Below are 24,750 nucleotides of genomic sequence, written 5' to 3' on the forward strand. Positions count from 1 at the left end.
CATGCACCTCTCCTACTGCACCAACGTGCACCCCGCGGAGGACCTCGACGGCGTCGTCGCCCAGCTCCGCACCGCGGCCGGCCCGATCCGGCGCGCGGCCGGCCTCGACGTGCTCGGCGTCGGGCTGTGGCTGCCCGCACCGCTCGCGGCGCGGCTCGCGACCGAGCCCGCCGCCCGCGAGCGGCTCCGTGGGGCGCTCGACGACGAGGGCCTCGAGGTGCGCACGCTGAACGCCTTCCCGTACGAGGCCTTCCACGCCGAGGTCGTGAAGCTCGGCGTGTACCGCCCCGACTGGACCGACCCGGCGCGACTGGAGTACACGATCGACGCGGCCCGCGTCCTCGCCGCCCTCCTGCCGCCGGGAGCAGAGGGCAGCATCTCGACGCTGCCGCTCGGGTGGCGCGAGGGGTGGGATGCCGCGGCCGACGCCGCCGCGGTCGTCGCGCTCGGCGCGCTCTGCGCCGAGCTCCGCGCCATCCGCGCCGAGACCGGACGCGTCATCCGGCTCGCCATCGAACCCGAGCCGGGGTGCGTGCTCGACGACGTCGCCGACACGGTCGCATGGCTCTCGGAGCACCGCGACCGGGTCGACCTCGAGCACGTCGGCATCTGCCTCGACACCTGCCACCTCGCCGTCTCGTTCGCCGACCCGCGCGCCGAGGTCGAGCGCATCGCGGCGGCCGGCATCCGGATCGTCAAGGTGCAGGCATCCGCGGCGCTGCACGTCGAGCACCCCGGTGCGCCGGACGCGCGGCGCGCGGTGGCGGAATACCGCGAGGACCGCTACCTCCACCAGGTCCGCGAGGACGCGGCCGACGGCGTCCTCCGGGTCGACGACCTGCCGGAGGCGCTCGACGGGCTGCCGGCGACGGCGCCGTGGCGGGTGCACTTCCACGTGCCGCTCCACCTCGAGCCGGAGCCGCCGCTCTCCTCGACGGTCGACGTGCTGCGCGCCGCGCTCGGCGCGGTCCGCGATGTGCAGCCGGTCGCCCAGCTGCACGTCGACGTCGAGACGTACACGTGGTCGGTCCTGCCCGGGCCCGGGGTCGACCTCGTGGAGGGCATCGCCGCGGAACTGCGCTGGGCTGCGGCCGAGCTGTTCGAGCGGGCGGGGCAGCCCGCATGACCCGGCCGGTGCTCCTCCTCGACGTGGTCGGCCTCACCGCCGACGCGCTCCGGCACATGCCGCGCCTGTCGCGGCTGGCCGCGCACGGCTCCCGCGCGGAGCTCGGAACGGTCCTGCCCGCGGTGACCTGCTCGGTGCAGTCCTCGGTGCTCACGGGACGCATGCCCTCGGGCCACGGCATCGTGGGCAACGGATGGTACTTCCGCGGGCTCGGCGACGTGCTGCTGTGGCGGCAGCACAACCGGCTCGTCGAGGGCGAGAAGCTGTGGGAGACCGCACGAGCCCGGAGCGGCGGCGCGTACACCAGCGCGAACCTCGGCTGGTGGTACGCGATGGGCGCGACGACCGACCTCACGGTCACCCCGCGGCCGATCTACCACGCCGACGGTCGCAAGTCGCCCGACTTCTACGCCCGCCCGCCGGGCCTGCACGGGGAGTTGCGCGAGGAGCTCGGCGAGTTCCCGCTCTTCCAGTACTGGGGGCCGACGGCATCGATCCGATCGACGCAGTGGATCGTGGAGGCGACCCGCCGCGTGCTCGACGGTGTCGTCGGCGGCCGCGGCGGTCCCGGCGCGCCCGACCTCACCATGGCGTACCTGCCCCACCTCGACTACGACCACCAGCGCTTCGGTCCCGACGCACCCGAGGCCGCCCGCGCGGCGGCCGAGCTCGACGCCGCCATGGCGCCGCTGCTCGACCGGGCCGACGCCCAGGGCGTCACCGTCGTGGCCCTCGCCGAGTACGGCATCGCCAGGGCCGACCGGCCCGTGGACGTCAATCGGGCGCTGCGCCGCGAGGGCCTGCTCGAGGTCTACGTGCAGGACGGTCGCGAGCAGCTCGATCCGTGGACCTCGCGCGCGTTCGCGGTCGCCGATCACCAGGTCGCGCACGTCTACGTCGCCGACCCGGCCGACGTGCCGCGCGCGGCAGCGGTCCTCCGCGACCTCGACGGCGTCGACGAGGTCCTCGACCGCGACGCGCAGGCCAGGTACGGCCTCGACCACGCCCGCTCGGGCGAGCTGGTCGCGGTGGCCGAACCCGGCGCGTGGTTCACCTACTACTTCTGGCTCGACGACGACGCGGCTCCCGAGTACGCCCGCGGCGTCGACATCCACCGCAAGCCCGGTTACGACCCGGCCGAGCTGTTCTTCGACCCCGCCGACCGGCTCGCGAAGGCCAGGGCCGCCGGCAACCTCGTACGCAAGACGCTCGGTCTGCGGTACGCGATGAGCACCGTGCCGCTCGACCCGTCGTGCGTGCGCGGCACGCACGGGCGCCTGCCCGACTCGAAGGCCGACACCCCGCTGCTGCTGAGCTCCGACCCGGCGTTCCTCGACGGCGCGTCCGACCGCGTCCACGCGACCGAGGTCCGCGACCTCGTCCTCCGTGCGCAGGGCCTCGCCGACGAGCGGATGCCGCACCCCACCGAGCGCGACCGTGTCGCGCCCCGATGACCACCGAACCCCGAGAGAGGATCCGATGATGACCGAAACCCCAGCAACCCACCCCGTGACGCTGTTCACCGGCCAGTGGGCCGACCTGCCGTTCGAGGAGGTCGCTCGCCTGGCCTCCGAGTGGGGCTACGACGGCCTCGAGATCGGCGTGGGCGGCGACCACCTCGACACCAAGCTCGCCGACGAGGAGCCCGGCTACCTGAAGGAGAAGCTGGAGCTCCTGAAGCGCTACGACCTGAAGGTCTACGCGATCTCCAACCACCTCACCGGCCAGGCCGTGTGCGACGACCCGATCGACTTCCGCCACCAGGCGATCGTCCGCCCGTACACGTGGGGCGACGGCGACGCCGAGGGGGTGCGGCAGCGCGCCGCGGAAGACCTCAAGCGCACCGCGCGCGTCGCCCGCAAGCTCGGCGTCGACACGGTCGTCGGCTTCACGGGCTCGAAGATCTGGCAGTACGTGGCCATGTTCCCGCCGGTGCCCGCGTCGGTCATCGACGCCGGCTACGAGGACTTCGCGAACCGGTGGAACCCGATCCTCGACGTGTTCGACGACGAGGGCGTGCGGTTCGCGCACGAGGTGCACCCCTCCGAGATCGCGTACGACCACTGGACCAGCGTGCGCACCCTCGAGGCCATCGATCGACGTCCGGCGTTCGGCTTCAACTGGGACCCGAGCCACATGATGTGGCAGGGCGTCGACCCGGTCGGCTTCATCTGGGACTTCCAGGACCGGATCTACCACGTCGACTGCAAGGACACGCGCATCCGCACGGCGAACAGCCGCAGCGGCATCCTGGGCTCGCACCTGCCCTGGGGCGACCCGCGCCGCGGGTGGGACTTCGTCTCGACCGGGCACGGGGACGTGCCGTGGGAGGACGCGTTCCGCGCGCTCGACGCGATCGGCTACACGGGTCCGATCTCGGTCGAGTGGGAGGACGCCGGTATGGACCGCCTGCACGGCGGCCCGCAGGCGCTCGAGTTCGTGCGCTCGCTCATCTGGCCGCGCCCGACCGCGTCGTTCGACGCGGCGTTCTCGAACCAGTAGTCCGGTACCACTTCGCGAAGGACTGGTACCGCGAGAACCCGGAGGGGGAGTCGACGTCGTCGGGCGGCCAGTACCCGTCGGCGAGCCAGCCGTAGGCGTACTGGAACCCGCCCATCCGGGTTGAGAGCGGGAACGGGGCGGCCGGATGGCACATGTGCCCGCAGTAGTCCGTGACGGCGGATCCGAACGCGCGGGCCGACTGGGCGTGTCCGACCGTCGCGTACTGACTGCCGGGCATTCCCAGGTCGGTGCCGCCGAGCAGCTCGTGCACGGCGCGATGGTCGGCATGCACGTTCACGTATCCGCTCGACCCGTCGTTGAAGAACCCCGCGCCGATGACGTCTCCCTCCACCTGCGTCGGGAAACGGTCGGCGAGTCCTCGGGCCGTCTGCACCGCCCAGAGGACCTCGTCGACCGTGAGCGCCCCGAGGTCGAACGTCACGACGGCGGCGTCCGATCCGACCGCGACCTCGAACCCGTCCGCCACGACCACGGTGCCGGCCTCGTCCCGGCTGAGCGGGACGGGCACCTCGCGCCCGTCGAACTCGACCGGCCCGGCCGTGAGCCGCTCCGTCTCGTCGACCTGCCCGAGACCCGCGCCGTGCACGAACACACGCCAGCTGTCCATGCGATGCTGCTTGCAGCGCTCCGAGTACTGCACTCCGGTCGGTTGCGGTTGCGGGAGGAACTGCTCCGACATCCACGGATCGTCCACCGGTTCGCCGTCGCAGAACCGTGACGACTCGCCCTTCGTCAGTACGACGAACACGTCGTACCTCCCCTGGTCGCGGACGCCGGAGACGGACCACGCGGCGAACTCGTCGTCGGGGTGCGCGACCAGGGTGTATCGCAGCACGCGCCCGGTCTCGGGCAACCACCACGAGATGCGACGAGCCGCATCGATCGTGGCCCGCGGTGCCGCGGTCGGCGTGATGAGGAGCAACGGACTGCGCCGACTGCCCGCCACGGCGCCGGCGCCGATGCTGTCGGCGAACGTCGACCCCGTCGCCAGCAGCAGGCTCGGCGTCGTCGCGGTGAAGAACCGATCGGCGACCGCAGCCGCCGTGGCGTACCGGTCCTCTCCCGCCACGCGCTCGACGACTCCGCCCGTCAACTCGGCGATGCGCTCGACGACCGCGTCGCCGATCACGTCCGGTCCGCCGACGACGTGGACCACCGGCGGCCGCAGCCGGCGCAGCTGAGTCTCGCTCGCCGGCGGCACCGAGGTCCGGGTCACCAGCAACGTCGGCGCCTCCGCCAGCGCGGCAGCGGGACCGGCGGCGAGCGCGTCGGGGAAGTTCGCTCCGGTCGCCGCGAACACCGCACCGGCGCTTGCGAAGAACTCCCCGACGAGCGCGGCGGCGGTCCCGAACCGGTCGACGCCGGCGATGCGCGCGACGCCGGAATCCGGGAGGATCTCGCGAATCGAATCGAGCACGGGTTCCGACACGGCCGCCGCACCGCCCATGACCCAGACGCGGTCCGGGGCGAGGGCCGCCAGCTCCGCAGCGACCGACGAGGGCAGCTGCGTGGAACGCGTCAGCAGGACCGGGCCGCCGCGCGCGCCGGCCACGGCGGAGGCAGCCAGGCCGTCGGGGAAGTTCTCGCCGGTCGCGAGCCACACGTCGCTCCCTCCGCGCTCGACGTGCTGCGACAGCGCGACCGAGGTGAGGTAGCGGTCCGCTCCACCCGCTCGCCCCGGCGACCGGTCGGTCACCGACGCGACCGTGGAGAGCACCGACTCGGGGACGACGTCGGAGCCGCCGGCTGCGACGACGGAACCCACGATCCGATTGCCTGGCGGCGCATCCTGCAGGCCGGAGGCCAGTGATCGATCACGTGACGTCGGCGCCGCCACCTGCTCGAGCACGGTGCTGGGGATCTCGGGAGGACCACGCCTCCGCGGCGGGTCGTCCGGCCGCCCGGGCGGCTCGCGGGCGGCCGCGTCCGCCGCAACGGGAGAGCCGGACGGCGAGGGCGGGCCGGGGCCGGCCGCGAGGTCCGGCACGGAGGCGGCAGCGATGAGCGCCAGCGTGATCACCGCGCCGACGGCGATCCGCGTCCCAGGCATGCCGCACCTCCGATGACCGGCGGTGGACCAGGCCGTCGCTGCGTTCGGGCGCATTCGCCGGCATGGCCGCCGCGCTACCGGCGGGCTCGGGTCACCGAGGCTGATGGGTTCCGCCTCGAACCTACGCCCGTGGGGGTGATCGTGGAGCCCCCAAGTCGGGCGACACAGCGCGGATGGCCCGGATCGGCCATCCGGGGATGGCCCGCAGCGGCGATGTGCCGTCGGCTCGACCGGAGTGGACTCGAAGGGTCGATCCGCCCCGGTCGGGGCCCGAGCATCAGGAGTCATCATGTCGACCGTCACCACCACGGGATCCGCGTCCGCCGTTGCACCCACCGCCACCGCATCACCCGGTGCGTACGCCTCGATCGCGCGGGGCACACTCCACGGCTACTACCGCGTGCTCTTCGAGTCGGGCCCGGTGGACGCCGCGGCATTCGCCGGGTTCGCGGGCATCACCGTGCGCGAGTCGCGACGCTGGCTGGCGGAGCAGGTCGAGCTCGGGCTGCTCCGCCCCGTCGCCGGCCCCGCCGACCCCGACGACGCGCACGCCGAGATCTACCTGCCCGGCGAGTTCGTTCCCGTGCTGCTCGACGGGCGCGGGCTTCCGGAGTTCGACGCGGCGCGCCGCATGTTCGAAGCCCGAGCCGACGACCTGCCCGCGGTGCTCCGAGCGCTGTGGACCGACGCCGAGGACCCGGCCGGCGATCTCTCCCGAGGCATCGGCCGCCTCTGGTCGCGGATGTTCGCCGGGGCGCACTGACGTCGAGCGGCCCCGGTCCGCAGGCCGCCGACGCGCGCCGCTGGCCCGAGCATCCCTCGCCTTCCTAGACTGGGGCCCGTGGATGCCGCGGACCAGGTCATCCGCTACGCGGAGCATGACGGCGCGTCGATCGCGTGGTCCGCGATCGGTCGCGGGCCTGCGCTCGTCATCGGCGGTTGGTGGTGCAGCCACCTCGAGCTCGACTGGCGGCAGCCGCGCTTCCGGCGGTTCGCGTCCGGACTCGCAGCGGAGCACAGGGTCATCCGCTACGACCGCCCGGGCACCGGCGCGTCCGATCGCAGCCGACCGCCGCCCGCCACGCTCGACGAGGAACTCGCCGTGCTCGAGACCGTGATCGCGGCCGCCGGCGTCGAGCGGCTGTCGCTCTTCGGCGCGTCGTCGGGCGGCGGCGTCGCGACGCGGTTCGCCGCGAGCCATCCGGAGTCCGTCGATCGGCTCGTGCTCTACGGCACGTACGCGCGCGGCGTCGACCTCGCCCCGCCCGCCGCGCGCGAGGCGATGCTCGCGGTCGTCCGGCAGCACTGGGGGATCGGGTCGCGCGTGCTCTCCGACCTGTTCCTGCCCGACGCGACCGCCGCCGAGCGCGACGAGTTCGTCGAGTTCCAGCGCCGCGCCGCCACACCGGGGGCCGCGCTCGCGTCGCTGGCCGAGGTGTACGCGATGGACTCGACGGGCCACCTGGCCGACGTTCGCGCGCCGACGCTCGTGCTGCACCGCCGGAACGATCGCGCGATCCCCTTCGCGCTCGGGCGCGACGTCGCCGAGCGGATCCCGCACGCCCGCTTCGTGGAGCTGCAGGGCGCGGATCACTTCCCCTGGCGCGGCGATGCCCACGCGGTCGTGCGCGAGACCCGCGCCGCCCTCGGCGACCGGGTCGAGGCGGGCTCCGGCGCGGGCGCGGAGGAGTCCGGCACGCCGGCACGGGCGCCCCGCCTCACCGATCGTGAACGGGAGGTGCTCCGACTCGTCGCCCGCGGCGAGACCGACGCGGAGATCGCGGCGCACCTCGTGCTCTCGGTGCACACCGTGCACCGGCACGTCGCGAACATCCGGTCGCGGCTCGGCGTGCCGTCGCGCGCCGCGGCCGCGGCCTGGGCGCTGCGCTCGGGGCTCATCTGAGCCGCCGGCTCGAGCCCCCGCCCGCCCGCGCGATTCCCGAGGCACGGGAGCGGGCGGATGCCGCGACGGGAGGGCATCGTCGCGGCATCCGCCGTCGGCTACGCCCGCTCGGTCACCGTTCCGTGCGTGAGGTGCAGCCGACGTTCGGCGCGCCTCGCGACGGCCGAGTCGTGGGTCACGATCACGAGCGTGAGCCCGCGGTCGCGATGCAGCCCCTCGAGCAGCGCCATGATCTCGTCACGGGTCTGCTCGTCGAGGTTGCCCGTGGGCTCGTCGGCGAGGAGCACGTCGGGCTCCTTCACCAGGGCCCGGGCGATCGCGACGCGCTGCTGCTGGCCGCCCGAGAGCTCGCCCGGCACGTGGTTCGCGCGCTCGCCGAGTGCGACCGACTCGAGCGCGGCGGTCGCCCGGCGGCGGCGCTCCTCGGCGGCGACGCCGAGGGGCTCGAGCGCGGTCTCGACGTTCTCCTGCGCGGTCAGCGTCGGGATGAGGTTGAAGCCCTGGAAGACGAAGCCGATCTCCGTCGCCCGGACCCTGCCGAGCTTGGCGTCGGGCATGCCCGAGAGGTCGGCCTCGCCCAGCGAGATGCGGCCGGAGGTCGGGCGGTCGAGCGCGCCGAGCATCTGCAGCAGCGTCGACTTGCCGCCGCCGGTCGGGCCCTGGATCGCGACGAGCTGGCCCGTCGGGATCGTGAGGCTCACGTCCTTCAGCGCGTGGATCGTGCGTTCCTTCTGTCGATAGGTCTTCGTGACGTTCTCGAGGGTGTACATGTACTGGTCCTTCCTCCGGTGACAGGTGGGGCTCGGTGGGACGGATGCCCCGGCATCCGGCCGCGCCGTGGGAAATGTCAGGCGACGCTGCGCAGCGCCTCAGCGGGGCGGAGCCGGCTCGCGCGCCATCCGCCGATCGCGCCCGCGAGCAGGCCGCCGAGGACGGCGAGGCCGACCGCGAGGGCGACCACGGTCACGGTGACCGGGGCGTTCAGGATGACCTCGGTGGTCTCCTGCGCGGCGGCCGCAAGGGGTCCGCCGCCGAACCCGCCGCCCGTGCCCGCCTCGCCGCCGGGGCCGGTGGTCGTCGTCGACGACGCGGTCGCGAGGCTCGGCGAGATCGCGTTGACGACGCCGATGCCGACGAACCCGAGTGCGAGGCCCGCGGCGCCGCCGATGAGACCCTGCACGAGCGACTCGCCCGCGACCTGGCCGACGACGCGGCGGTTCGACCAGCCGATCGCCTTCAGCGTGCCGAACTCGCGGGTGCGGCGGGTCACGCCCTGGATGGTGAGGAGGATCGCGATGAGGAACGCGGCGGCGAGCACCGCGACCGACAGCCACAGCCCGAGGCTCGAGATGAGCGTGCTCGCGCTGCCGAGCGAACCGGAGACGCTCGCGGCGAGGTCCTCCTGCGTGCTCACGGTCTGCTCGGGCAGGGCCGCCTCGAGGTCGGCCTTCACGGCCGGGATGTCGGAGGCCGACACGGCCTGGACCGAGATGTCGGTGACCTGCCCGTCCATGCCGGAGAGCTCCTGGGCGACGTCGAGCGGGATGTACGCGTTCGACGCGGTCGCGGCATCCGCCGACGTCGAGGTCACGGTGCCGACGACCTCGAACTCGGTGCCGCCGAGGTCGATCGTGTCGCCCACCGCGACGCCCTCGGTCGTGGCGTACCCGGCGTCGAGGACGACGACGTACGCGCCCGTGTCGCCCGCGTCGAGGCCGCGCCCGTCGGCGAGCTCGACGGCGCTCAGCGGACCGATCGCGTCGGCCGAGGGGTCGACCCCGGTGACCGACACGCTCGTGACGTCGAACGCGCCGCCGCCGAAGCCGCCGCCCTCGCCGGGCGCGGGCATCGTGCCGTCGCCGGCTGCCGCCTGATCTCCGGTCGAGGCGTCGCTCGGCGGCTCGGGCAGCTCGCCGTCGAAGGTGACGTTGGTGAGGCTCAGGGTCGCGGATGCCGCGGCCACGCCGTCGACGCCCTCGACGGTGTCGAGCACGGACGCGTCGAAGGTCGACGCCCCCCGGTCGACCGTCAGGCGCGAGTTGCTGAGCGTGGTGCCGTCGTCGGTGGTCTCGCCGTCCTCGGTGCCGAACTCGAAGCGCACGCCCGGGCCGCCCGCCTCGCCCTCCTCTGGCGGGCCCGAGGCCTGCGAGACGGTGAGGTCGGTGCCGACGCCGTAGACGGACTCGAGCACCGCGGCCTGGGCGTCGCGGACGCCGGCCGACACGGAGTCGACGATCATGACGAGCGCGATCGCGAGCGCCATCCCGACCGCGACGATCGCGGTCTGCCTGCGGCGCCCGGCGAGCTCGCGCCGGAGGTAGGTGAAGAACATCAGGGGGATCCTCATCGTGTCGAATCACGGCCCGCGGATCGCGGACCCGGTTCGGACGCTACGGACGCGGCCTGTGCCGCCGCGATGGCGACCCTATGGATCGGGCATGAGCCGCCGACGGTGCTCCTCGGCGGCCCCGCGCGGCGCGCTCGACGCCCATCGCCGGGTCACAGGCGGCATCCGCTCGGGACATAGGAACCGCACAGGAAGACCCGCATACTCGAACACATGAGCAGCACGACGGGCACCGGAACCGCGCACCGACCGCAGGTCGCCAAGGCGGACGGCAGCGCCGTGCGCGTGCTCGTCGTCGACGACGAGAACTCCCTCACCGACCTGCTGAAGATGGCGCTGCGCTACGAGGGGTGGGAGGTGCGCACGGCCTCCGACGGGTTCGGCGCCGTGCGCGCGGCGCGCGAGTTCCGCCCCGACGCGATCGTGCTCGACATCATGCTGCCCGACATCGACGGCCTCGAGGTGCTGCAGCGCGTGCGCGCCGACGGCACGGAGACGCCCGTGCTGTTCCTCACCGCGAAGGACTCGCTCGACGACCGCATCGCGGGCCTCACCGCGGGCGGCGACGACTACGTCACGAAGCCGTTCAGCCTGGAGGAGGTCGTGGCGCGCCTGCGCGGGCTCATCCGCCGCTCGACGCTCACGCTCGCCCAGGCGAAGGACCCGGTGCTCCGCGTCGGCGACCTCTCGCTCGACGAGGACTCGTACGAGGTCGAACGCGACGGCACGCCGATCGAGCTCACCGCCACCGAGTTCGAGCTGCTCCGCTTCCTCATGCGGAACCCGCGCCGCGTGCTCTCGAAGGCCCAGATCCTCGACCGCGTCTGGAACTACGACTTCGGGGGCAAGGAGTCCGTCGTCGAGCTCTACATCTCCTACCTGCGCAAGAAGGTCGACGCGGGTCGCGAGCCCATGATCCACACGGTCCGCGGGGCGGGCTACATGCTGAAGGCGGCGGGATGACGCATCCGGGCGCCCCGGGGTACGCGGCTGCGGCGCGGCGTGCCGCGTCCGAGCGCGCACAGGCGACGGATGCCGCGGCCGGCGGGTCCGCGGCCGGAACGGGAGAGCCCGGGGCATCCGTCGGCTCCTCGACCGCCGCGTCCGCCGGCGGCGGCGGCTCCGCCGACGGCGGATCGAGCGGCGCGCCCTCGACCCCTGCGCGCCGGCGCGCACCCCGGACCCTGCGGCGCACGCTCGTCGTCGTCCTGGGCGCGCTCGTCGTGCTCGCCAGCATCATCGTGGGCGTCGTCAGCACCGCGGTGCTGCACGGTCAACTCGTCGCGCGCGTCGACGGCCAGCTCCAGCAGGCGACCGAGCGCGCCGCACGGGCGGTCGGCGGCGACCTCCCGCTGCCGCCGCAGGCCGCCGAGGAACTGCTGCGCCTGCCCGGGCAACCCGTCGGCACCATCGTCGCCCTCGTCACGAGCGAGCAGGAACGCGTCGTCGCGGCGACCGCGTCGATCGACGAGGACGGCGACATCGTCGAGCTCTCCCCGAGCGCGCAGGCCGCGCTCGCCTCGGTGCCCGCCGACCGCGAACCCGTGACCATCGACCTCGACGGGCTCGGCGACTACCGTGCCGTCGGCGTGCCGTTCGTCGAGGACTTCGCCTACGTGGTCGCGTTCCCGCTCACCGACGTGAACGCGACGACCACGCAGCTCGCCGTCACCATCGCGATCGTCGCGCTCGCCGCGACCCTCGCAGCGCTCGCGCTCGGCGCGCTCATCGTGGGCCGCGCGCTGCGGCCCCTCGACCGCGTGACCGAGACGGCGACGCTCGTGTCGGAGCTGCCGCTCGCCCGCGGCGACGTCGAACTGCCCGACGAGGTGCCCGTGGACGACGAGCGCACCGAGGTGGGCCGGCTCGCGACCTCGTTCAACCGCATGCTCGGCCACGTCGCCGCGTCGCTCTCGGCGCGCGAGCAGTCCGAGCGCAAGGTGCGCAGGTTCGTCGCGGACGCCAGCCACGAGCTCCGCACTCCGCTCGCCTCGATCCGCGGCTACTCCGAGCTCACGCGCCTGCACGGCGGCGAGCTGCCGCCAGACGTGGTGCACGCGCTCGGGCGCATCGAGTCGGAGTCGCTCCGGATGACCGAGCTCGTCGAGGACCTGCTCCTGCTCGCACGGCTCGACGAGGGCCGTGAGCTCCGGCGCGAGCCCGTCGACCTGACCCGCCTCGTCATCGACGCCGTCGGCGATGCGCAGGTCGCCGCGCCCGACCACGCGTGGCGGGTCGACGTGCCCGACGACGAGGTGACGGTGACGGGCGATGCGAGTCGCCTGCACCAGGCCGTGGCGAACCTGCTCGCGAACGCGCGCGTGCACACGCCCGAGGGCACGGAGGTCGTCGTCCGCGTGGAGCGGCTGCCCGCGGCATCCGATGCCCCGTCGCCCGGCCGGGTCCGCGTGACCGTGACCGACGACGGGCCCGGCATCGACCCGGCCCTGCGCGCGAGCCTCTTCGAGCGCTTCGCGCGGGGCGACGCGTCGCGCTCGCGCCGCGCCGGGAGCACCGGCCTGGGCCTCGCGATCGTGCGGGCCGTCGTCCAGGCGCACCGGGGCACGGTCGACGTCGAGAGCGAGCCCGGTCGCACCGCGTTCGCGGTCGAGCTGCCGGCCTGACCCTCCGAGATGACGCGAACCGTCGCCGCCGCGACCGGGAACGTCGATTCGCGTCATCTCGCCGAGCGGCGCTGGGGTACGAGTCGAGCGGGCCATCGCGTCGGACTGATCCGGGCGGTCGCAGGCCCGCTCGGCCGGCTCAGCCCTCGGCGACGATGCGCAGCACGTCGGCAAGGGAGCGGAGCTCCTCGATCGGACGTCCCTGGAGCGCGTTCCGGAGGCGGGCCTGGTTCGCGGCGCGCACGGCGGCGACCCGTTCCCTGGCCGCCTCGGTCGGGACGAGCACCCGGGCCCGGCCGTCGCGCTCGTCGGCCCGGCTCTCGACGAGGCCGAGCTCCTCGAGCTGCCGGATCTGCCGGCTGATCGCGCTCTTGTCCATGTCGTAGAGCTCGGCGAGCGCGTGCGCGTTGGTCGAGCCCGCGCGGACGATGCTGCTCAGCAGCTTGTACCCCGCGGGCTGGAGCTCCGGGTGGACGAGCTTCGCCGACTCCGCCCAGACGATCCGGGCCCGGTTGAAGACGATGCCGAACTGGTCCTCGACGGCCGCGATGGCGGCGTCGAGCTCGGGGTCGGCGGTCATGACGGCCATGTTATCGACGCGGCCCCACGGCATCGGTCGCATCGACCGACGCGACCGACCCGGTGGTCGTCGAGACCAGCTCCCTGCGGGCCCGCGCGTCGGACGACTCGGCCGACGGGACGGCCGCCCCGACCTCGGCCTCGGCGAGGTCGATCGCCGCGTCCTCGGCCTCCTCGGCGAGCGATTCCGCCGCGGTCTTGGTGGAGAGCGAGCGGTTCGGCAGGAATGCGATCGCGAGCAGCGACAGCACCGCGAGCGGCACGGCGATCCAGAACACGTCGGCGATGCCGTGGCCGTACGCCGACTCGATGATCACGCGGACGGAGTCGGGCAGCTCGTGGACGTTCGGCACCGCGCCGGTCGAGAGGCCCTGGAGCGCCTCGACCTCCGCGGGCGTCGAGGGGACGAAGCCCGCGAACCCGCTCGCGATGCGGTCCTGGACCTGCGTCGCGAGGAGCGATCCCATGACGGTCACGCCGATCGTGCCCGCGATCGAGCGGAAGAAGTTCACGTTCGACGAGGCTGCGCCGAGCTGGCTGACCGGGGTGTCGTTCTGCACGACGAGCGTGAGGTTCTGCATGACCATGCCGAGGCCCGCACCGAGCACGACCATCGCGACGCTCACCCAGAGGTAATCGGTGTCGTAGCGGAGCGTCGTCATGAGGTAGGTGCCCGCGATCGTGAGCGACGCGCCCAGGACCATGAATCCCTTCCACTTGCCGAAGCGGCTGATGAGCGCGCCGATGAGGATCGAGGCGCCCATCTGGCCGACGATCATCGGGATGGTCATGAGCCCCGACTCGGTCGGCGTGGCGCCGCGAGCGAGCTGGAAGTACTGCGCGAGGAAGACGCTGGTCGCGAACATGGCGACGCCGATGGAGATGGAGGCGAGGACCGCCAGGGTGAAGGTGCGGTTCCTGAAGAGCGCCATCGGCACGATCGGCTCGGGCACGAAGAACTCGACGACGACGAAGGCGATGAGGGATGCCGCGGCGATCCCGATCATCACGAGGCTCGTGACGGAGTCCCAGTCGAACTCGCTGCCGCCGAGCGTGACCCACACGAGCAGGAGCGAGACGCCGACGGCCATGAGCGCGGCGCCCGCGTAGTCGATCCTCACCGCGCGCTTGGGCATCTGGGGAAGGTGCAGCGTGATCTGGATGAGGATGAGCGCCACGACGGCGAGCGGCAGCGGGAGGAAGAAGTTGGCGCGCCATCCCCACGCGTCGGTGACGACGCCGCCGAGGAGCGGGCCGCCGATCGTGGCGACGGCCATGATGCCGCCGACGACGCCCATGTACTTGCCTCGCTCGCGCGGGGAGATGATGAGCGCGACGATGATCATCACGAGCGACATCAGGCCGCCGGCGCCGAGGCCCTGGATGACGCGGACCGCGATCAGCGTCGTGGTGTCCTGCGCGAAGCCGGCGATCGCGGTGCCGACGACGAAGAGCGAGATCGCGACCTGGAGCAGGACCTTCCGGTTCACGAGGTCGGCGAGCTTGCCCCAGATCGGCGTGGAGACGGCCGTCGCGAGGAGGCTCGCGGTGATCACCCACGTGTAGGCGGCCTGGTCGCCGCCGAGGTCGGCGATGATGCGCGGCATCGACGTGGCGACGACGGTGCCGGAGAGCACCGCCACGAACATCGTGACGATGAGGCCCGAGAGGGCGACGAACACCTCGCGCGGGGTGCGCGAGGACGCCTCGGCCGAGGCGGCGGGAGTTGCAGCAGACAAGGTGTGGGTCCTCCGAGAAAGTTGATCGCCATCAACTATAGATAGATAGTTGCTGCAAGTCAACTTTGGATCTCGGTCAACTATTCCTCGGGTCCGCGCGCGGATTTGGCGACGCCCGCGGCATCCGATATGGTGTTCGGAGCCGAAGACCGCTGGTTGTCGTGTTCGCGTGCGAACTCCGACCGAAGTCCTGTGAGAACAGGTGCCCGCGCAGGTGTGACGAAGACTTCCCGGGTTCATCCCGAGCCGAGCTCCGCGCAACTGCGCCGGAGCTCTTTTTCTTTCCACGTTCTGCACCAGCGCTCCGAGGCCGTGCATCGCCACCGCGATGCACGTTGAAGACACAAGGAGTGGCCATGGCGAACAAGGAAGCCTCGGTTGCCGAACTCACGGACCTGTTCGAGAGCTCGACCGCCGTTCTGCTGACCGAATACCGCGGCCTCACTGTTGCCCAGCTCAAGACGCTGCGCAAGTCCATCAGTGGGGACGCGAGCTACGCCGTGGTGAAGAACACGCTGACGAAGATCGCCGCCAACAAGGCCGGCATCTCCTCGTTCGACGACGAGCTCAAGGGCCCGTCGGCGATCGCGTTCGTGCACGGCGACCCGGTCGCCGTCGCGAAGTCGCTGCGTGACTTCGCCAAGGCGAACCCTCTCCTCGTGGTCAAGGGCGGCTACTTCGATGGCAAGCCCCTGACCGCCGAAGAGGTAGGCAAGCTCGCCGACCTCGAGTCCCGCGAAGTGCTCCTGGCGAAGCTCGCCGGCGCCTTCAAGGCCTCGCTGTTCGGAGCCGCATATCTGTTCAACGCACCGCTCTCGAAGGCCGTTCGCACGGTCGACGCGCTGCGTGAGAAGCAGGAGTCCGCTGCGTAGGCGCGAGCCTCTCAAGCGGTGAGTTACCAGGAAATCTAAGGAGAAGAATCATGGCGAAGCTGTCCACTGAGGAGCTGCTCGAGCAGTTCAAGGGCCTGACCCTCATCGAGCTCTCGGAGTTCGTCAAGGCGTTCGAGGAGACCTTCGAGGTCACCGCGGCCGCCCCGGTCGCCGTTGCCGGCCCCGCTGCCGCTGGCGGCGGCGCCGCTGCCGAAGAGGTCGAGGAGAAGGACTCCTTCGACGTCGTCCTCGAGGCTGCCGGCGACAAGAAGATCCAGGTCATCAAGGTCGTCCGCGAGCTCACCTCGCTCGGCCTCGGCGAGGCCAAGGCCGTCGTCGACGGTGCTCCCAAGGCCGTGCTCGAGGGCGCGAACAAGGAGACCGCCGACAAGGCGAAGGCCGCCCTCGAGGAGGCCGGCGCAACCGTCACGCTCAAGTAGTGGCCGCCCTCGCGAGAGGGTCGCAGCTTGAGGTGACCTGCGTCACCTGAACACACGGATGCCCCGTGCCGATTCGATCGGCACGGGGCATCCGTCGTCTCGGCGACGCCCGGCACCGTCGCCTCCCGCCGGGCTCAGCGCGCGACGAGCGGCCGACCGGTCGGCGCGGTCGTGCTGCTCCGCACTACCAGGCGCGTCTCGAGCGGCCGATCGAAGTCCGGGAGCCCGTCGGGCGTGATCGGATCGGCGTCGCCCGTCGGCTCGCCGAGGAGTCGCATGACGGCGTCGACCGCGAAGCGCCCCTGCACACGTGGGAACTGCTCGATCGTCGTGAGCCCGAATAGCTCCGCATGCTCGTGGCCGTCGAAGCCGACGATCGAGAGCGCGCCCGGCAGCGACATCCCGAGGCGCTCGGCGGCGCGCATCGCGCCGAAGGCGATCTCATCGGATGCCGCGAAGATGGCGGTCGGTCGCGTCGCCGGGTGGCCGAGCAGCTGGAGCGCGGCCGCGTATCCGCCGGGGAGCGTCATCTCGGCCTCGACGATGCCGTCGGGCTCGCCGGCCGGGGTGAGCCCGGCCTCGCGCATGGCGTCGGCGAAGCCGGCGCGCCGGAGCGCCTGTACGCTGCGGGCCGCGGACCCCGCGCCGGCACCGGCCAGGTGGGCGATGCGCTCGTGTCCGAGGTCGATGAGGTGCTCGGTCGCGAGCCGCGCGGCGCCGCGATCGTCGATCGCGAGCCGCGGCGCGCCGAGCGCGGTGCCGCCGAGGGCGACGATCGGCTTGCCCCGCCGTGCGATGACCTCGACCTCGCGGTCGGAGAGGTCGACGCCGACCGCGATGACGGCGTCGACCCGCTTGCGCGCGAGGAAGAAGTCGAAGACGCGATCGCGCTCGGGGCCGGCGAGCGCGAGGTTGTAGAGCGTGAGGTCGTAGCCGGCGGCGAGCAGCGTGCGCTCGATTCCCTCGAGCACCTCGCCGAAGAACCAGCGGTTGACGAACGGGGTGACGACGCCGACGTTCTTCGTCCGGCCCGTGACGAGGCTCGCGGCGTTGGGGGAGGCGATGTAACCGATCTCCGCCGCCGCGTCCGCGACACGTCGTCGCGTGGTCTCCGAGACGTAGCCGCGGCCGGAGAGGGCCCGAGAGGCCGTCGACTTCGAGACCCCCGCGAGGCGCGCGACATCCGAGATCGCCGTCATCACGCTCCCTCCATCGGGCCCTGCGATCGGAGTGTACGCCGAATGCGCACCCGTATGGAACCGGTGCCAGAAACGAGGGATCTGCGCTATCCGTCACCGGATCGTGACGTGAACCGCCCTTGCCGACCGGAGCCGCGGTCGCCTAGCGTGGGGTCTGGAACCGGTTCCCGGTTCCGCCCTGCACCACACTCAACGAGGAGATGACATGAGACTCACACGGCATCGCCGTTGGGCGGCCCCCGTCGCGGTGGCCGCGGCGGCCGGCCTGGCGCTCACCGCCTGTACCGGCGACATCGCGAGCGAAGACGCGGCCGACGTCGACTGCGCGGACTACGAGGAGTACGGCACCTTCGACGGGGCGGAGGTCACCATCGGTGGCACGATCCTCGATCTCGAGGCCGACCGGCTCGTCGAATCCTGGTCCGACTTCGCCACCTGCACGGGTATCTCGATCGACTACCAGGGCTCGAGCGAGTTCGAGGCGCAGATCGCGGTGCTCGCAGAGGGCGGCAACGCCCCCGACATCGGATTCGTCCCGCAGCCCGGTCTCGTCCAGCGGCTCGCGGCCGGCGGCTGGCTGATCCCGGGCTCCGAGGGCGTCGAGGCCAACGTCGACGAGTGGTGGTCGGAGGACTGGAAGGGCTACGGCACGGTCGACGGCACCTTCTACGGCGCCCCGCTCATGGCGAGCATCAAGGGCTACGTCTGGTACTCGCCCGCGGAGTTCGAGGAGAAGGGGTACGAGATCCCGGCGACGCTCGACGAGCTGACCGACCTCTCGCAGACCATCGCCGACGAGGGCGACCACAAGCCCTGGTGCGTGGGTCTGGAGTCCGGTGAGGCGACCGGCTGGCCCGGCACCGACTGGGTCGAGGACTACATGCTGCGCCTGCACGGTGCCGACGTCTACGACCAGTGGGTGACCCACGAGATCCCGTTCAACGACCCGCAGGTGGCGGAGGCGTTCGACGCGGTCGGCGAGTACCTGAAGAACGACGAGATGGTCAACGGCGGCATCGGCGATGTCTCGACCCAGATCACCGAGGCGTTCCAGACCGCAGGCCTGCCCATCCTCGACGGCGAATGCTCGCTGCACCACCAGGCCTCGTTCTACGAGACCTTCTGGAACCCCGAGGGCGGCGACGAGAACACCGTGGCGTCCGACGGCACCGTGTTCGCCTTCCTGCTCCCGCCGGAGAACGCCGACGACCCGCTGTCGGTGACCGGCGGCGGCGAGATCGTCGTGGCGTTCCGCGACGCCGAGGAGGTCGAGGCGGTCCGCACGTTCCTCTCGAGCGACACCTGGGCGAACAACCGCGTGAGCCTCGGCGGCGTCATCAGCGCCAACACGGGCGTCGACCCCGAGAACGCGTCGAGCGAGCTGCTCGTGCAGTCCATCGAGATCCTGCAGGACCCCGAGACCACGTTCCGGTTCGACGGGTCCGACCTGATGCCCGGTGCCGTCGGCGCCGACTCCTTCTGGAAGGGCATCGTGGCCTGGGTGAGCGGCGACAGCACGGAGTCGGTGCTCGATACGATCGAGGCGAGCTGGCCCAGCAGCTGATCGCCAGCGCGCCGCGCGCGTCTCTCGGGTCGCACGCGGTATGACCGAGGGGCGGGGTGAGGCACCCCGCCCCTCGGGACCCCCAGATTCAACGACGAACCGGGAGGCATGATGACCACGGGCGACCTGCTCGGAAAGATCCTTCAGGTGGTGATGGGGCTCGCGGTCTTCGCCGCGATCATCGGGCTCATCATCTTCTTCATCGACAAGGCCCCGAAACGAGGACGGGACTACTGGCAGCTGGCAGGATTCCTGGCCCCTGCGCTGATCTTCCTCACCATCGGACTCGTCTACCCGGCGATCCGGACCTCGATCCTCGCGTTCCAGGACTCCGGCGGCGCATGGACCTTCGACAACTTCATCTGGACGTTCACGCAGCCGGCGGCGATCCGCACCCTCATCAACACGATCATCTGGGTGCTCATCGTGCCGACCGTCTCGACCGCGATCGGACTGGCGTACGCGGTCTTCATCGACAAGTCGCGCGGTGAGAAGTACTACAAGGTGATCCTGTTCATGCCGATCGCGATCTCGTTCGTGGGCGCGGGCATCATCTGGCGATTCGTCTACGAGTACCGCTCGGGCGAGCGCGAGCAGATCGGCCTCCTGAACGCGATCGTGGTGGCGTTCGGCGGCGAACCCGTGCAGTGGCTGCAGACCGACCCGATCAACACGTTCCTGTTGATCGTCGTCATGATCTGGATCCAGACGGGCTTCGCGATGGTGCTCCTGAGCGCGGCCATCAAGGGCGTGCCGACCGAGCAGATCGAAGCGGCGCAGCTCGACGGCACCAATGCCTGGCAGCGGTTCATCAACGTGACCGTGCCCGGCATCCGAGGCTCGCTCGTCGTGGTCGTCACGACGATCTCGATCGCCACGCTGAAGGTCTTCGACATCGTGCGCACGATGACCGCCGGAAACTTCAACACCAGCGTCATCGCCAACGAGATGTACACCCAGGCGTTCCGCGCGAGCGAGATCGGCCGCGGGTCCGCCCTGGCGCTGATCCTGTTCCTGCTCGTTCTGCCGATCGTCATCTACAACGTCAATATTCTTCGGAAGCAGAGGGAGATCCGATGAGCAGCGTGGCCCCGGCCGATCTTCCGGTCAGCAGAGACAAGGGTTCCCTCGAAGCCGCTGAGGAGGCCGAGTACGCGCAGAAGCCCAAGACCGCGCGCGTGAAGCAGCGTCTCACGTCGCGAACGGCCACGATCGTCTCGCTGATCATCGCCGTGGCGTGGACCATCCCCACCTTCGGCCTGTTCATCTCGTCGTTCCGGCCGGCGGAACTGATCCGCACGACGGGCTGGTGGACGATCTTCCAGAACCCGGGCTTCACCTTCGACAACTACGCCGAGGTGCTGCTGTCGCCGTCGGCGTCGTCGCCGCAGCTGGGCGCCTACATCGTCAACTCGATCGCGATCACGCTGCTCGGCACCCTGATCCCGCTCGTGCTCGCGACCATGGCCGCGTACGCGTTCGCCTGGATCAAGTTCCGCGGCGCGAACGCGTTGTTCATCTTCGTGTTCGCGCTGCAGATCGTGCCGCTGCAGATGGCGCTCGTTCCGCTGCTCCAGATCTTCTCGACCTGGTTGCGGCCCATGCAGGCGTGGCTGCACGACGTCATCCCGATCATCCCCGAGCAGAACTACGCGCCGGTGTGGCTCGCGCACGCGATGTTCGCGATGCCGCTGGCCATCTTCCTGCTGCACAACTTCATCTCGGAGATCCCCGGCGACGTCATCGAGGCCGCGCGCGTCGACGGCGCCACGCACGGGCAGATCTTCTTCCGGATCGTGCTGCCGCTGGCCACCCCGGCCATCGCGTCGTTCGCGATCTTCCAGTTCATCTGGGTGTGGAACGACCTGCTCGTCGCGTTGATCTTCTCCGGCGGCACACAGGACGTGGCGCCACTCACCCAACGATTGGCGGAGTTGACCGGTACGAGAGGCCAGGCGTGGGAGCTCCTCACGGCGGGCGCGTTCATCTCGATCGTCATCCCGCTCATCGTGTTCTTCAGTCTCCAGAGGTACTTCGTCAGGGGCCTCCTGGCGGGCGCCACGAAGGGCTGACCGAACCGAGCGGATGCCGCGGCACCCGCTGCACGGAACGAGGGCGGATGCTGCGGCATCCGCCCCTCGTCGTGGTCCTCGCGCCTCGGCGTGATCGCCTCCGGTCACGCCGTCCGCGAACGCGGCTCGGCCAGGGCTCCGCAGGCGGCCGTCGCGTCGGCGGCCGCGCCTAGGCTCGATGCATGAGCATGCACGGCAGCGCGCCCGGCGGGCAGTCGGGGCGCATGGGGAAGCCCCGGACCCGGATCAGCGCGGCCGACGAGTCGATGCAGCGCGCCGAGAACGCGGAGGCGCCGAAGATCCCGCACCTGATGCGTCGCATCGCCGAGCTGTTCGCGCCGCACAAGGGCGCGCTGACGGTGACGATCGTGCTGGTGCTCGTCAGCGCTGCGTTCAGCGTGATCCCCCCGCTGCTGACCGAGCGCGCGTTCGACGAAGGGCTGTTCCCGGTCGGGCCCGACGGCCAGGTGATGAGCCCGAACCTGCCGGTCCTCACGGCGATCGTCGCCGCCATGCTCGCGGTGTTCGTCGTCTCCTCGCTCCTCGGCGTCTGGCAGACGTGGCTCACGGCGACCGTCGGCAACAAGGTGATGGGTGCGCTTCGCGTGCGGATGTTCACGCACCTGCAGCGCATGGAGCTCAGCTTCTTCACGCGCACGAAGACGGGCGTGATCCAGTCGCGCCTGCAGAACGACGTCGGCGGCGTGGCATCCGTGCTCACCAACACGGTCTCGAGCGTGCTCGGCAACACGGTCACGGTGCTCGCCGCGTTCGTCGCCATGCTGCTGCTCAACTGGCAGCTCACGCTCATCGCGCTCGTGCTGCTGCCCGTGATGGTGATCGCGCAGCGGCGCGTCGGCCAGGTGCGTGCGCGCATCGCGGCGAAGACGCAGGAGTCGCTGTCCGAGATGACCGCGATCACGCAGGAGACGCTGTCGGTGTCCGGCATCCTGCTCTCGAAGAGCTTCACGCGCCAGCGCAGCGAGATCGAGCGCTACAGCGACGAGAACGACAACCAGATCGCGCTGCAGGTTCGGCAGCAGATGACCGGCCAGTGGTTCTTCGCGATGGTCGGGATCTTCATGTCGGCGATCCCGGCGATCGTCTACCTCGCGTCCGGCTGGCTCATCACCGGCGGCACGACCGACATCTCGGCGGGCACGATCGTCGCGTTCACGACGGTGCAGGCGCGGCTGCTCTTCCCGCTCATGGCGCTCATGCGCGTCGCGCTCGACCTGCAGACGTCGGGCGCGCTGTTCGCGCGCATCTTCGAGTACCTCGACCTGCGGCCCGCGATCACGGATTCGGCCGACGCGCGCCCGGTCCCGGCGACCACGGCGACGGATGGCTCGGGCCGCCCGATCCTCGGCCGGGTCGAGTTCGACCACGTCACGTTCCGGTACCCCGATGCCGACGGCGACGGGCGCCCAACGCTCGACGACGTGTCGTTCACCATCGAACCGGGGCAGTACGCGGCGTTCGTCGGGCCGAGCGGAGCGGGCAAGACGACGGTCTCGTACCTCGTGCCGCGGCTCTACGAGGTCTCGGGCGGTGCAGTGCGCTTCGCGGGCGTCGACGTGCGCGACCTCGAGCACGAGTCGCTCGTGTCGAACATCGGCGTCGTGAGCCAGGAGACCTACCTGTTCCACGCATCGATCGCCGACAACCTGCGGTACGCGAAGCCCGAGGCGACGGATGACGAGCTCGAGGCCGCGGCGCGCGCCGCGAACATCCACGACACGATCGCGTCGTTCCCCGACGGCTACGACACCGTCGTGGGGGAGCGGGGATACCGCCTCTCGGGCGGCGAGAAGCAGCGCATCGCGATCGCGCGCGTGCTGCTGAAGGACCCGGCGGTGCTGGTGCTCGACGAGGCGACGAGCGCGCTCGACACCATCAGCGAGCGCGTGGTGCAGGCCGCGCTCGACGACGCGTCGCGCGGGCGCACGACGATCGCCATCGCGCACCGGCTCTCGACGGTCGTGTCGGCCGACGTGATCTTCGTGTTGGTCGCCGGGCGCATCGCCGAGCACGGCACCCACGCCGAGCTCATCGCGCAGGGCGGCGTGTACGCCTCGCTGTACCGCCAGCAGGCCGAGCAGCCCGAGGTGCCGACGGCCTGAGGCGGCGGCGCGGCCCAGGGCGGGGCTCAGGAGCGCTCGGCGAGCATGTCCTCCATGAGCTCGATCTCGGCCTGCTGGCTGGCCACGATCGACTCGGCGAGCGAGACCACGACCGGGTACGTCGAACGCTCGAGCACCGCCTCGGCCATGACGACCGCGCCCGCGTGGTGGGCGATCATGAGCTCGAGGAACCTCCGCTCGGCCTCGACTCCCTGGAGCTCGCGGAGTTCGGCGACCTCCTCGGGCGTCGCGAGACCCGGCATCGGCCCACCGGGAACATGTGCGGCGTCCGACCCGTCGCCGGCGTCGTGCCCGGCGTGCGTGCCGCCGTCGTCGGCGGGCCGCGTCATCCAGGTCATCGACGGCTCGGGAGCCGCCTGCGGCAGGACCCACTCGGCGAGCCACCCGTACATCTGGCCCGACTGCTGCGCCTGCGTCGTGGCGATGTCGTAGCCGAGCAGGCGCACGTCGGGGTCGTCGGTCGCGTCGCGCACGATCATCGCGAGCTCGACGCCCTGCTGGTGGTGCACCTGCATGTCTCGGGCGAAGCCCGCCTCGGCGCTCGTGTTCGTCGGGGCCTCCTCGCCGAGCGTCGAGAGGCGGCCGATCGCGAAGGCCGCGCCGGCGACCGCGATGAGGGCGACGGATGCCGCGAGCACGACCGCCCAGCGCCCGATGCCCGACCGCGACCGCGAGACCGGCCCGTCGGGCGCTTCGCCGTCGCCGGGCGCGCCCGGCCCGCCGGGCTCGGGGTAGGCGAGCCCGGCGACGTCGTCGCGCGGTCCGCTCACGCGACCTTGCCGGGCCCGTCGATCGCGCCCGTGCAGAGTGCGCCGGGCTCGGGAACGTCCTGGCTCTGCCAGTACTCCTCGAGGAAGTCCTCGATGCGCGGGTCCTCGACGCCGTCGACCTGCAGCTGCACGTTCCAGCCGCTGAGGACGACCGGCGAGTCGAGGCCCTCGAACGGCGAGAGGATGACGTACGTGCTCGGCAGCTTCGACCGCAGCGTCGCGATCTCGTCCTCGGAGAGCGCGTCGGCGTCGTAGGTGACCCAGATCGCACCGTGCTCGAGCGAGTGGACGGCGTTCTCGTTCGGCACGACCTCCTCGTACACGCCGCAGTTCAGCCACGCGGGGTTGTGCTGCCCGCCGGCGGGCGGGGTCTGCTCGTAGTCGACGACGCCCTCGACGTGCTCGGACGCGTTCTCGAAGGTCTCGACGCCCTCGATCTCGGCGCCGTCGCCGCCGGCCGTGTAGTTCGCCGCGCGGGGCGTCAGCACGATCGAGGTGACGATGAGCGCCACGATCGCGACGCCGACGCCGACGGAACTCCAGATCGCGATGAGGCGGTTCCGCTTCATGCGCGCTTCGCGCTTGCGGTACTCCTCGAGCTTGCGCTCGCGTTCCGCGGCGCGCTGCTGCTTGACGGTGGGCTTCTTTCCGGGCGGGGTCGCGCTCACGCGGGGCCTTCCTCGAGCGGGGTGGGACGGGGTCTGGGTACTCAATACGAACGTATCGGGCTGGGAGAACGCCGTCACGCGTTCGACGGAACCGGTCGGCGAAGCCGCCCAGGAGGATCCGACGACGAGG

General features: G+C 71.6%; 21 protein-coding genes. 13 read left to right on the plus strand and 8 right to left on the minus strand.

Going from position 1 to position 24,750, the window contains the following annotated elements; translation table 11 throughout:
• The first annotated feature begins 1 nt into the window (after position 1).
• From eboE to ACULK2_RS02730, 3 genes are read left to right on the plus strand one after another with little or no spacing between them, the layout of a single operon-like run.
• A complete protein-coding gene (gene eboE, locus ACULK2_RS02720) occupies positions 2-1,126 on the plus strand; it encodes a metabolite traffic protein EboE (protein WP_445970141.1) in 1,125 nt (374 codons plus the stop codon).
• Complete coding sequence (locus tag ACULK2_RS02725; RefSeq protein ID WP_445970140.1) at positions 1,123-2,580, plus strand: alkaline phosphatase family protein; 1,458 nt, start codon at positions 1,123-1,125, stop codon at positions 2,578-2,580. Before eboE ends, ACULK2_RS02725 begins: the two co-directional genes overlap by 4 nt.
• Before the next feature lie 28 nt (positions 2,581-2,608).
• The gene (locus tag ACULK2_RS02730) at positions 2,609-3,628 is read left to right on the plus strand and encodes a sugar phosphate isomerase/epimerase family protein (protein WP_445970139.1); all 1,020 of its coding nucleotides are present in this window, start codon (positions 2,609-2,611) and stop codon (positions 3,626-3,628) included.
• Here the strand turns inward: ACULK2_RS02730 and ACULK2_RS02735 are convergent.
• Entirely contained in the window at positions 3,576-5,699 is a 2,124-nt protein-coding gene (locus ACULK2_RS02735; RefSeq protein ID WP_445970138.1) for a cell wall-binding repeat-containing protein, read from the minus strand. The genes ACULK2_RS02730 and ACULK2_RS02735 overlap by 53 nt on opposite strands.
• Before the next feature lie 289 nt (positions 5,700-5,988).
• Between ACULK2_RS02735 and ACULK2_RS02740 the strand changes: the two genes are divergently transcribed.
• Both ACULK2_RS02740 and ACULK2_RS02745 read left to right on the plus strand, forming a co-directional pair.
• The gene (locus ACULK2_RS02740; protein ID WP_445970137.1) at positions 5,989-6,462 is read left to right on the plus strand and encodes a hypothetical protein; all 474 of its coding nucleotides are present in this window, start codon (positions 5,989-5,991) and stop codon (positions 6,460-6,462) included.
• Between the two features lie 78 nt (positions 6,463-6,540).
• Positions 6,541-7,602 (plus strand): alpha/beta fold hydrolase, encoded by a 1,062-nt coding sequence (locus ACULK2_RS02745; protein WP_445970136.1) that lies wholly within the window; start codon positions 6,541-6,543, stop codon positions 7,600-7,602.
• 98 nt (positions 7,603-7,700) lie between these two features.
• Here ACULK2_RS02745 and ACULK2_RS02750 read toward each other — a convergent pair whose 3' ends face one another.
• Both ACULK2_RS02750 and ACULK2_RS02755 read right to left on the minus strand, forming a co-directional pair.
• Positions 7,701-8,372, minus strand: coding sequence for an ABC transporter ATP-binding protein (locus ACULK2_RS02750; protein WP_445970135.1), 672 nt, complete (start codon positions 8,370-8,372; stop codon positions 7,701-7,703).
• A gap of 77 nt (positions 8,373-8,449) precedes the next feature.
• A complete protein-coding gene (locus ACULK2_RS02755) occupies positions 8,450-9,934 on the minus strand; it encodes an ABC transporter permease (RefSeq protein WP_445970134.1) in 1,485 nt (494 codons plus the stop codon).
• A gap of 228 nt (positions 9,935-10,162) precedes the next feature.
• Here ACULK2_RS02755 and ACULK2_RS02760 point away from each other — a divergent pair, with 228 nt between their 5' ends.
• On the plus strand, positions 10,163-10,912 hold the full coding sequence (locus ACULK2_RS02760; protein ID WP_445970133.1) for a response regulator transcription factor: 750 nt from the start codon (positions 10,163-10,165) through the stop codon (positions 10,910-10,912).
• Positions 10,909-12,573: a sensor histidine kinase gene (locus ACULK2_RS02765; protein WP_445970132.1), complete on the plus strand. Its 1,665-nt coding sequence runs from the start codon at positions 10,909-10,911 to the stop codon at positions 12,571-12,573. The genes ACULK2_RS02760 and ACULK2_RS02765 overlap by 4 nt, the downstream gene beginning before the upstream one ends.
• Before the next feature lie 139 nt (positions 12,574-12,712).
• Here the strand turns inward: ACULK2_RS02765 and ACULK2_RS02770 are convergent, their stop codons facing one another.
• Together ACULK2_RS02770 and ACULK2_RS02775 are read right to left on the minus strand one after the other, a co-directional pair.
• On the minus strand, positions 12,713-13,153 hold the full coding sequence (locus ACULK2_RS02770) for a MarR family winged helix-turn-helix transcriptional regulator (RefSeq protein WP_445970131.1): 441 nt from the start codon (positions 13,151-13,153) through the stop codon (positions 12,713-12,715).
• Positions 13,154-13,163: 10 nt separating this feature from the next.
• Positions 13,164-14,801 carry a DHA2 family efflux MFS transporter permease subunit gene (locus ACULK2_RS02775; RefSeq protein ID WP_501044985.1) on the minus strand — a complete coding sequence of 546 codons (1,638 nt, stop codon included), beginning with the start codon at positions 14,799-14,801 and terminating at the stop codon, positions 13,164-13,166.
• Positions 14,802-15,247: 446 nt separating this feature from the next.
• Between ACULK2_RS02775 and rplJ the strand changes: the two genes are divergently transcribed.
• Both rplJ and rplL read left to right on the plus strand, forming a co-directional pair.
• On the plus strand, positions 15,248-15,763 hold the full coding sequence (rplJ, locus tag ACULK2_RS02780; protein WP_445970129.1) for a 50S ribosomal protein L10: 516 nt from the start codon (positions 15,248-15,250) through the stop codon (positions 15,761-15,763).
• A 50-nt stretch (positions 15,764-15,813) separates the two neighbouring features.
• Positions 15,814-16,203 (plus strand): 50S ribosomal protein L7/L12, encoded by a 390-nt coding sequence (rplL, locus tag ACULK2_RS02785; protein WP_127792363.1) that lies wholly within the window; start codon positions 15,814-15,816, stop codon positions 16,201-16,203.
• Between the two features lie 134 nt (positions 16,204-16,337).
• Here the strand turns inward: rplL and ACULK2_RS02790 are convergent, their stop codons facing one another.
• Positions 16,338-17,402, minus strand: coding sequence for a LacI family DNA-binding transcriptional regulator (locus tag ACULK2_RS02790; protein WP_445970128.1), 1,065 nt, complete (start codon positions 17,400-17,402; stop codon positions 16,338-16,340).
• A gap of 205 nt (positions 17,403-17,607) precedes the next feature.
• Here ACULK2_RS02790 and ACULK2_RS02795 point away from each other — a divergent pair, with 205 nt between their 5' ends.
• The 4 genes from ACULK2_RS02795 (at position 17,608) to ACULK2_RS02810 (ending at position 23,161) form a co-directional block, all read left to right on the plus strand.
• Complete coding sequence (locus ACULK2_RS02795; protein WP_445970127.1) at positions 17,608-18,966, plus strand: ABC transporter substrate-binding protein; 1,359 nt, start codon at positions 17,608-17,610, stop codon at positions 18,964-18,966.
• A gap of 111 nt (positions 18,967-19,077) precedes the next feature.
• Positions 19,078-20,046 carry a carbohydrate ABC transporter permease gene (locus tag ACULK2_RS02800; RefSeq protein ID WP_445970126.1) on the plus strand — a complete coding sequence of 323 codons (969 nt, stop codon included), beginning with the start codon at positions 19,078-19,080 and terminating at the stop codon, positions 20,044-20,046.
• Positions 20,043-21,038 (plus strand): carbohydrate ABC transporter permease, encoded by a 996-nt coding sequence (locus tag ACULK2_RS02805; RefSeq protein WP_445970125.1) that lies wholly within the window; start codon positions 20,043-20,045, stop codon positions 21,036-21,038. The genes ACULK2_RS02800 and ACULK2_RS02805 overlap by 4 nt, the downstream gene beginning before the upstream one ends.
• A gap of 182 nt (positions 21,039-21,220) precedes the next feature.
• On the plus strand, positions 21,221-23,161 hold the full coding sequence (locus ACULK2_RS02810) for an ABC transporter ATP-binding protein (protein ID WP_445970124.1): 1,941 nt from the start codon (positions 21,221-21,223) through the stop codon (positions 23,159-23,161).
• Between the two features lie 26 nt (positions 23,162-23,187).
• On the opposite strand, the gene ACULK2_RS02815 is transcribed toward ACULK2_RS02810, so the two are convergent.
• Both ACULK2_RS02815 and ACULK2_RS02820 read right to left on the minus strand, forming a co-directional pair.
• A complete protein-coding gene (locus ACULK2_RS02815) occupies positions 23,188-23,952 on the minus strand; it encodes a DUF305 domain-containing protein (RefSeq protein WP_445970123.1) in 765 nt (254 codons plus the stop codon).
• On the minus strand, positions 23,949-24,620 hold the full coding sequence (locus ACULK2_RS02820) for a thioredoxin-like domain-containing protein (RefSeq protein WP_445970122.1): 672 nt from the start codon (positions 24,618-24,620) through the stop codon (positions 23,949-23,951). Before ACULK2_RS02820 ends, ACULK2_RS02815 begins: the two co-directional genes overlap by 4 nt.
• Positions 24,621-24,750: the final 130 nt, after the last annotated feature.

The organism is Agromyces molybdatiresistens, from assembly GCF_052748445.2.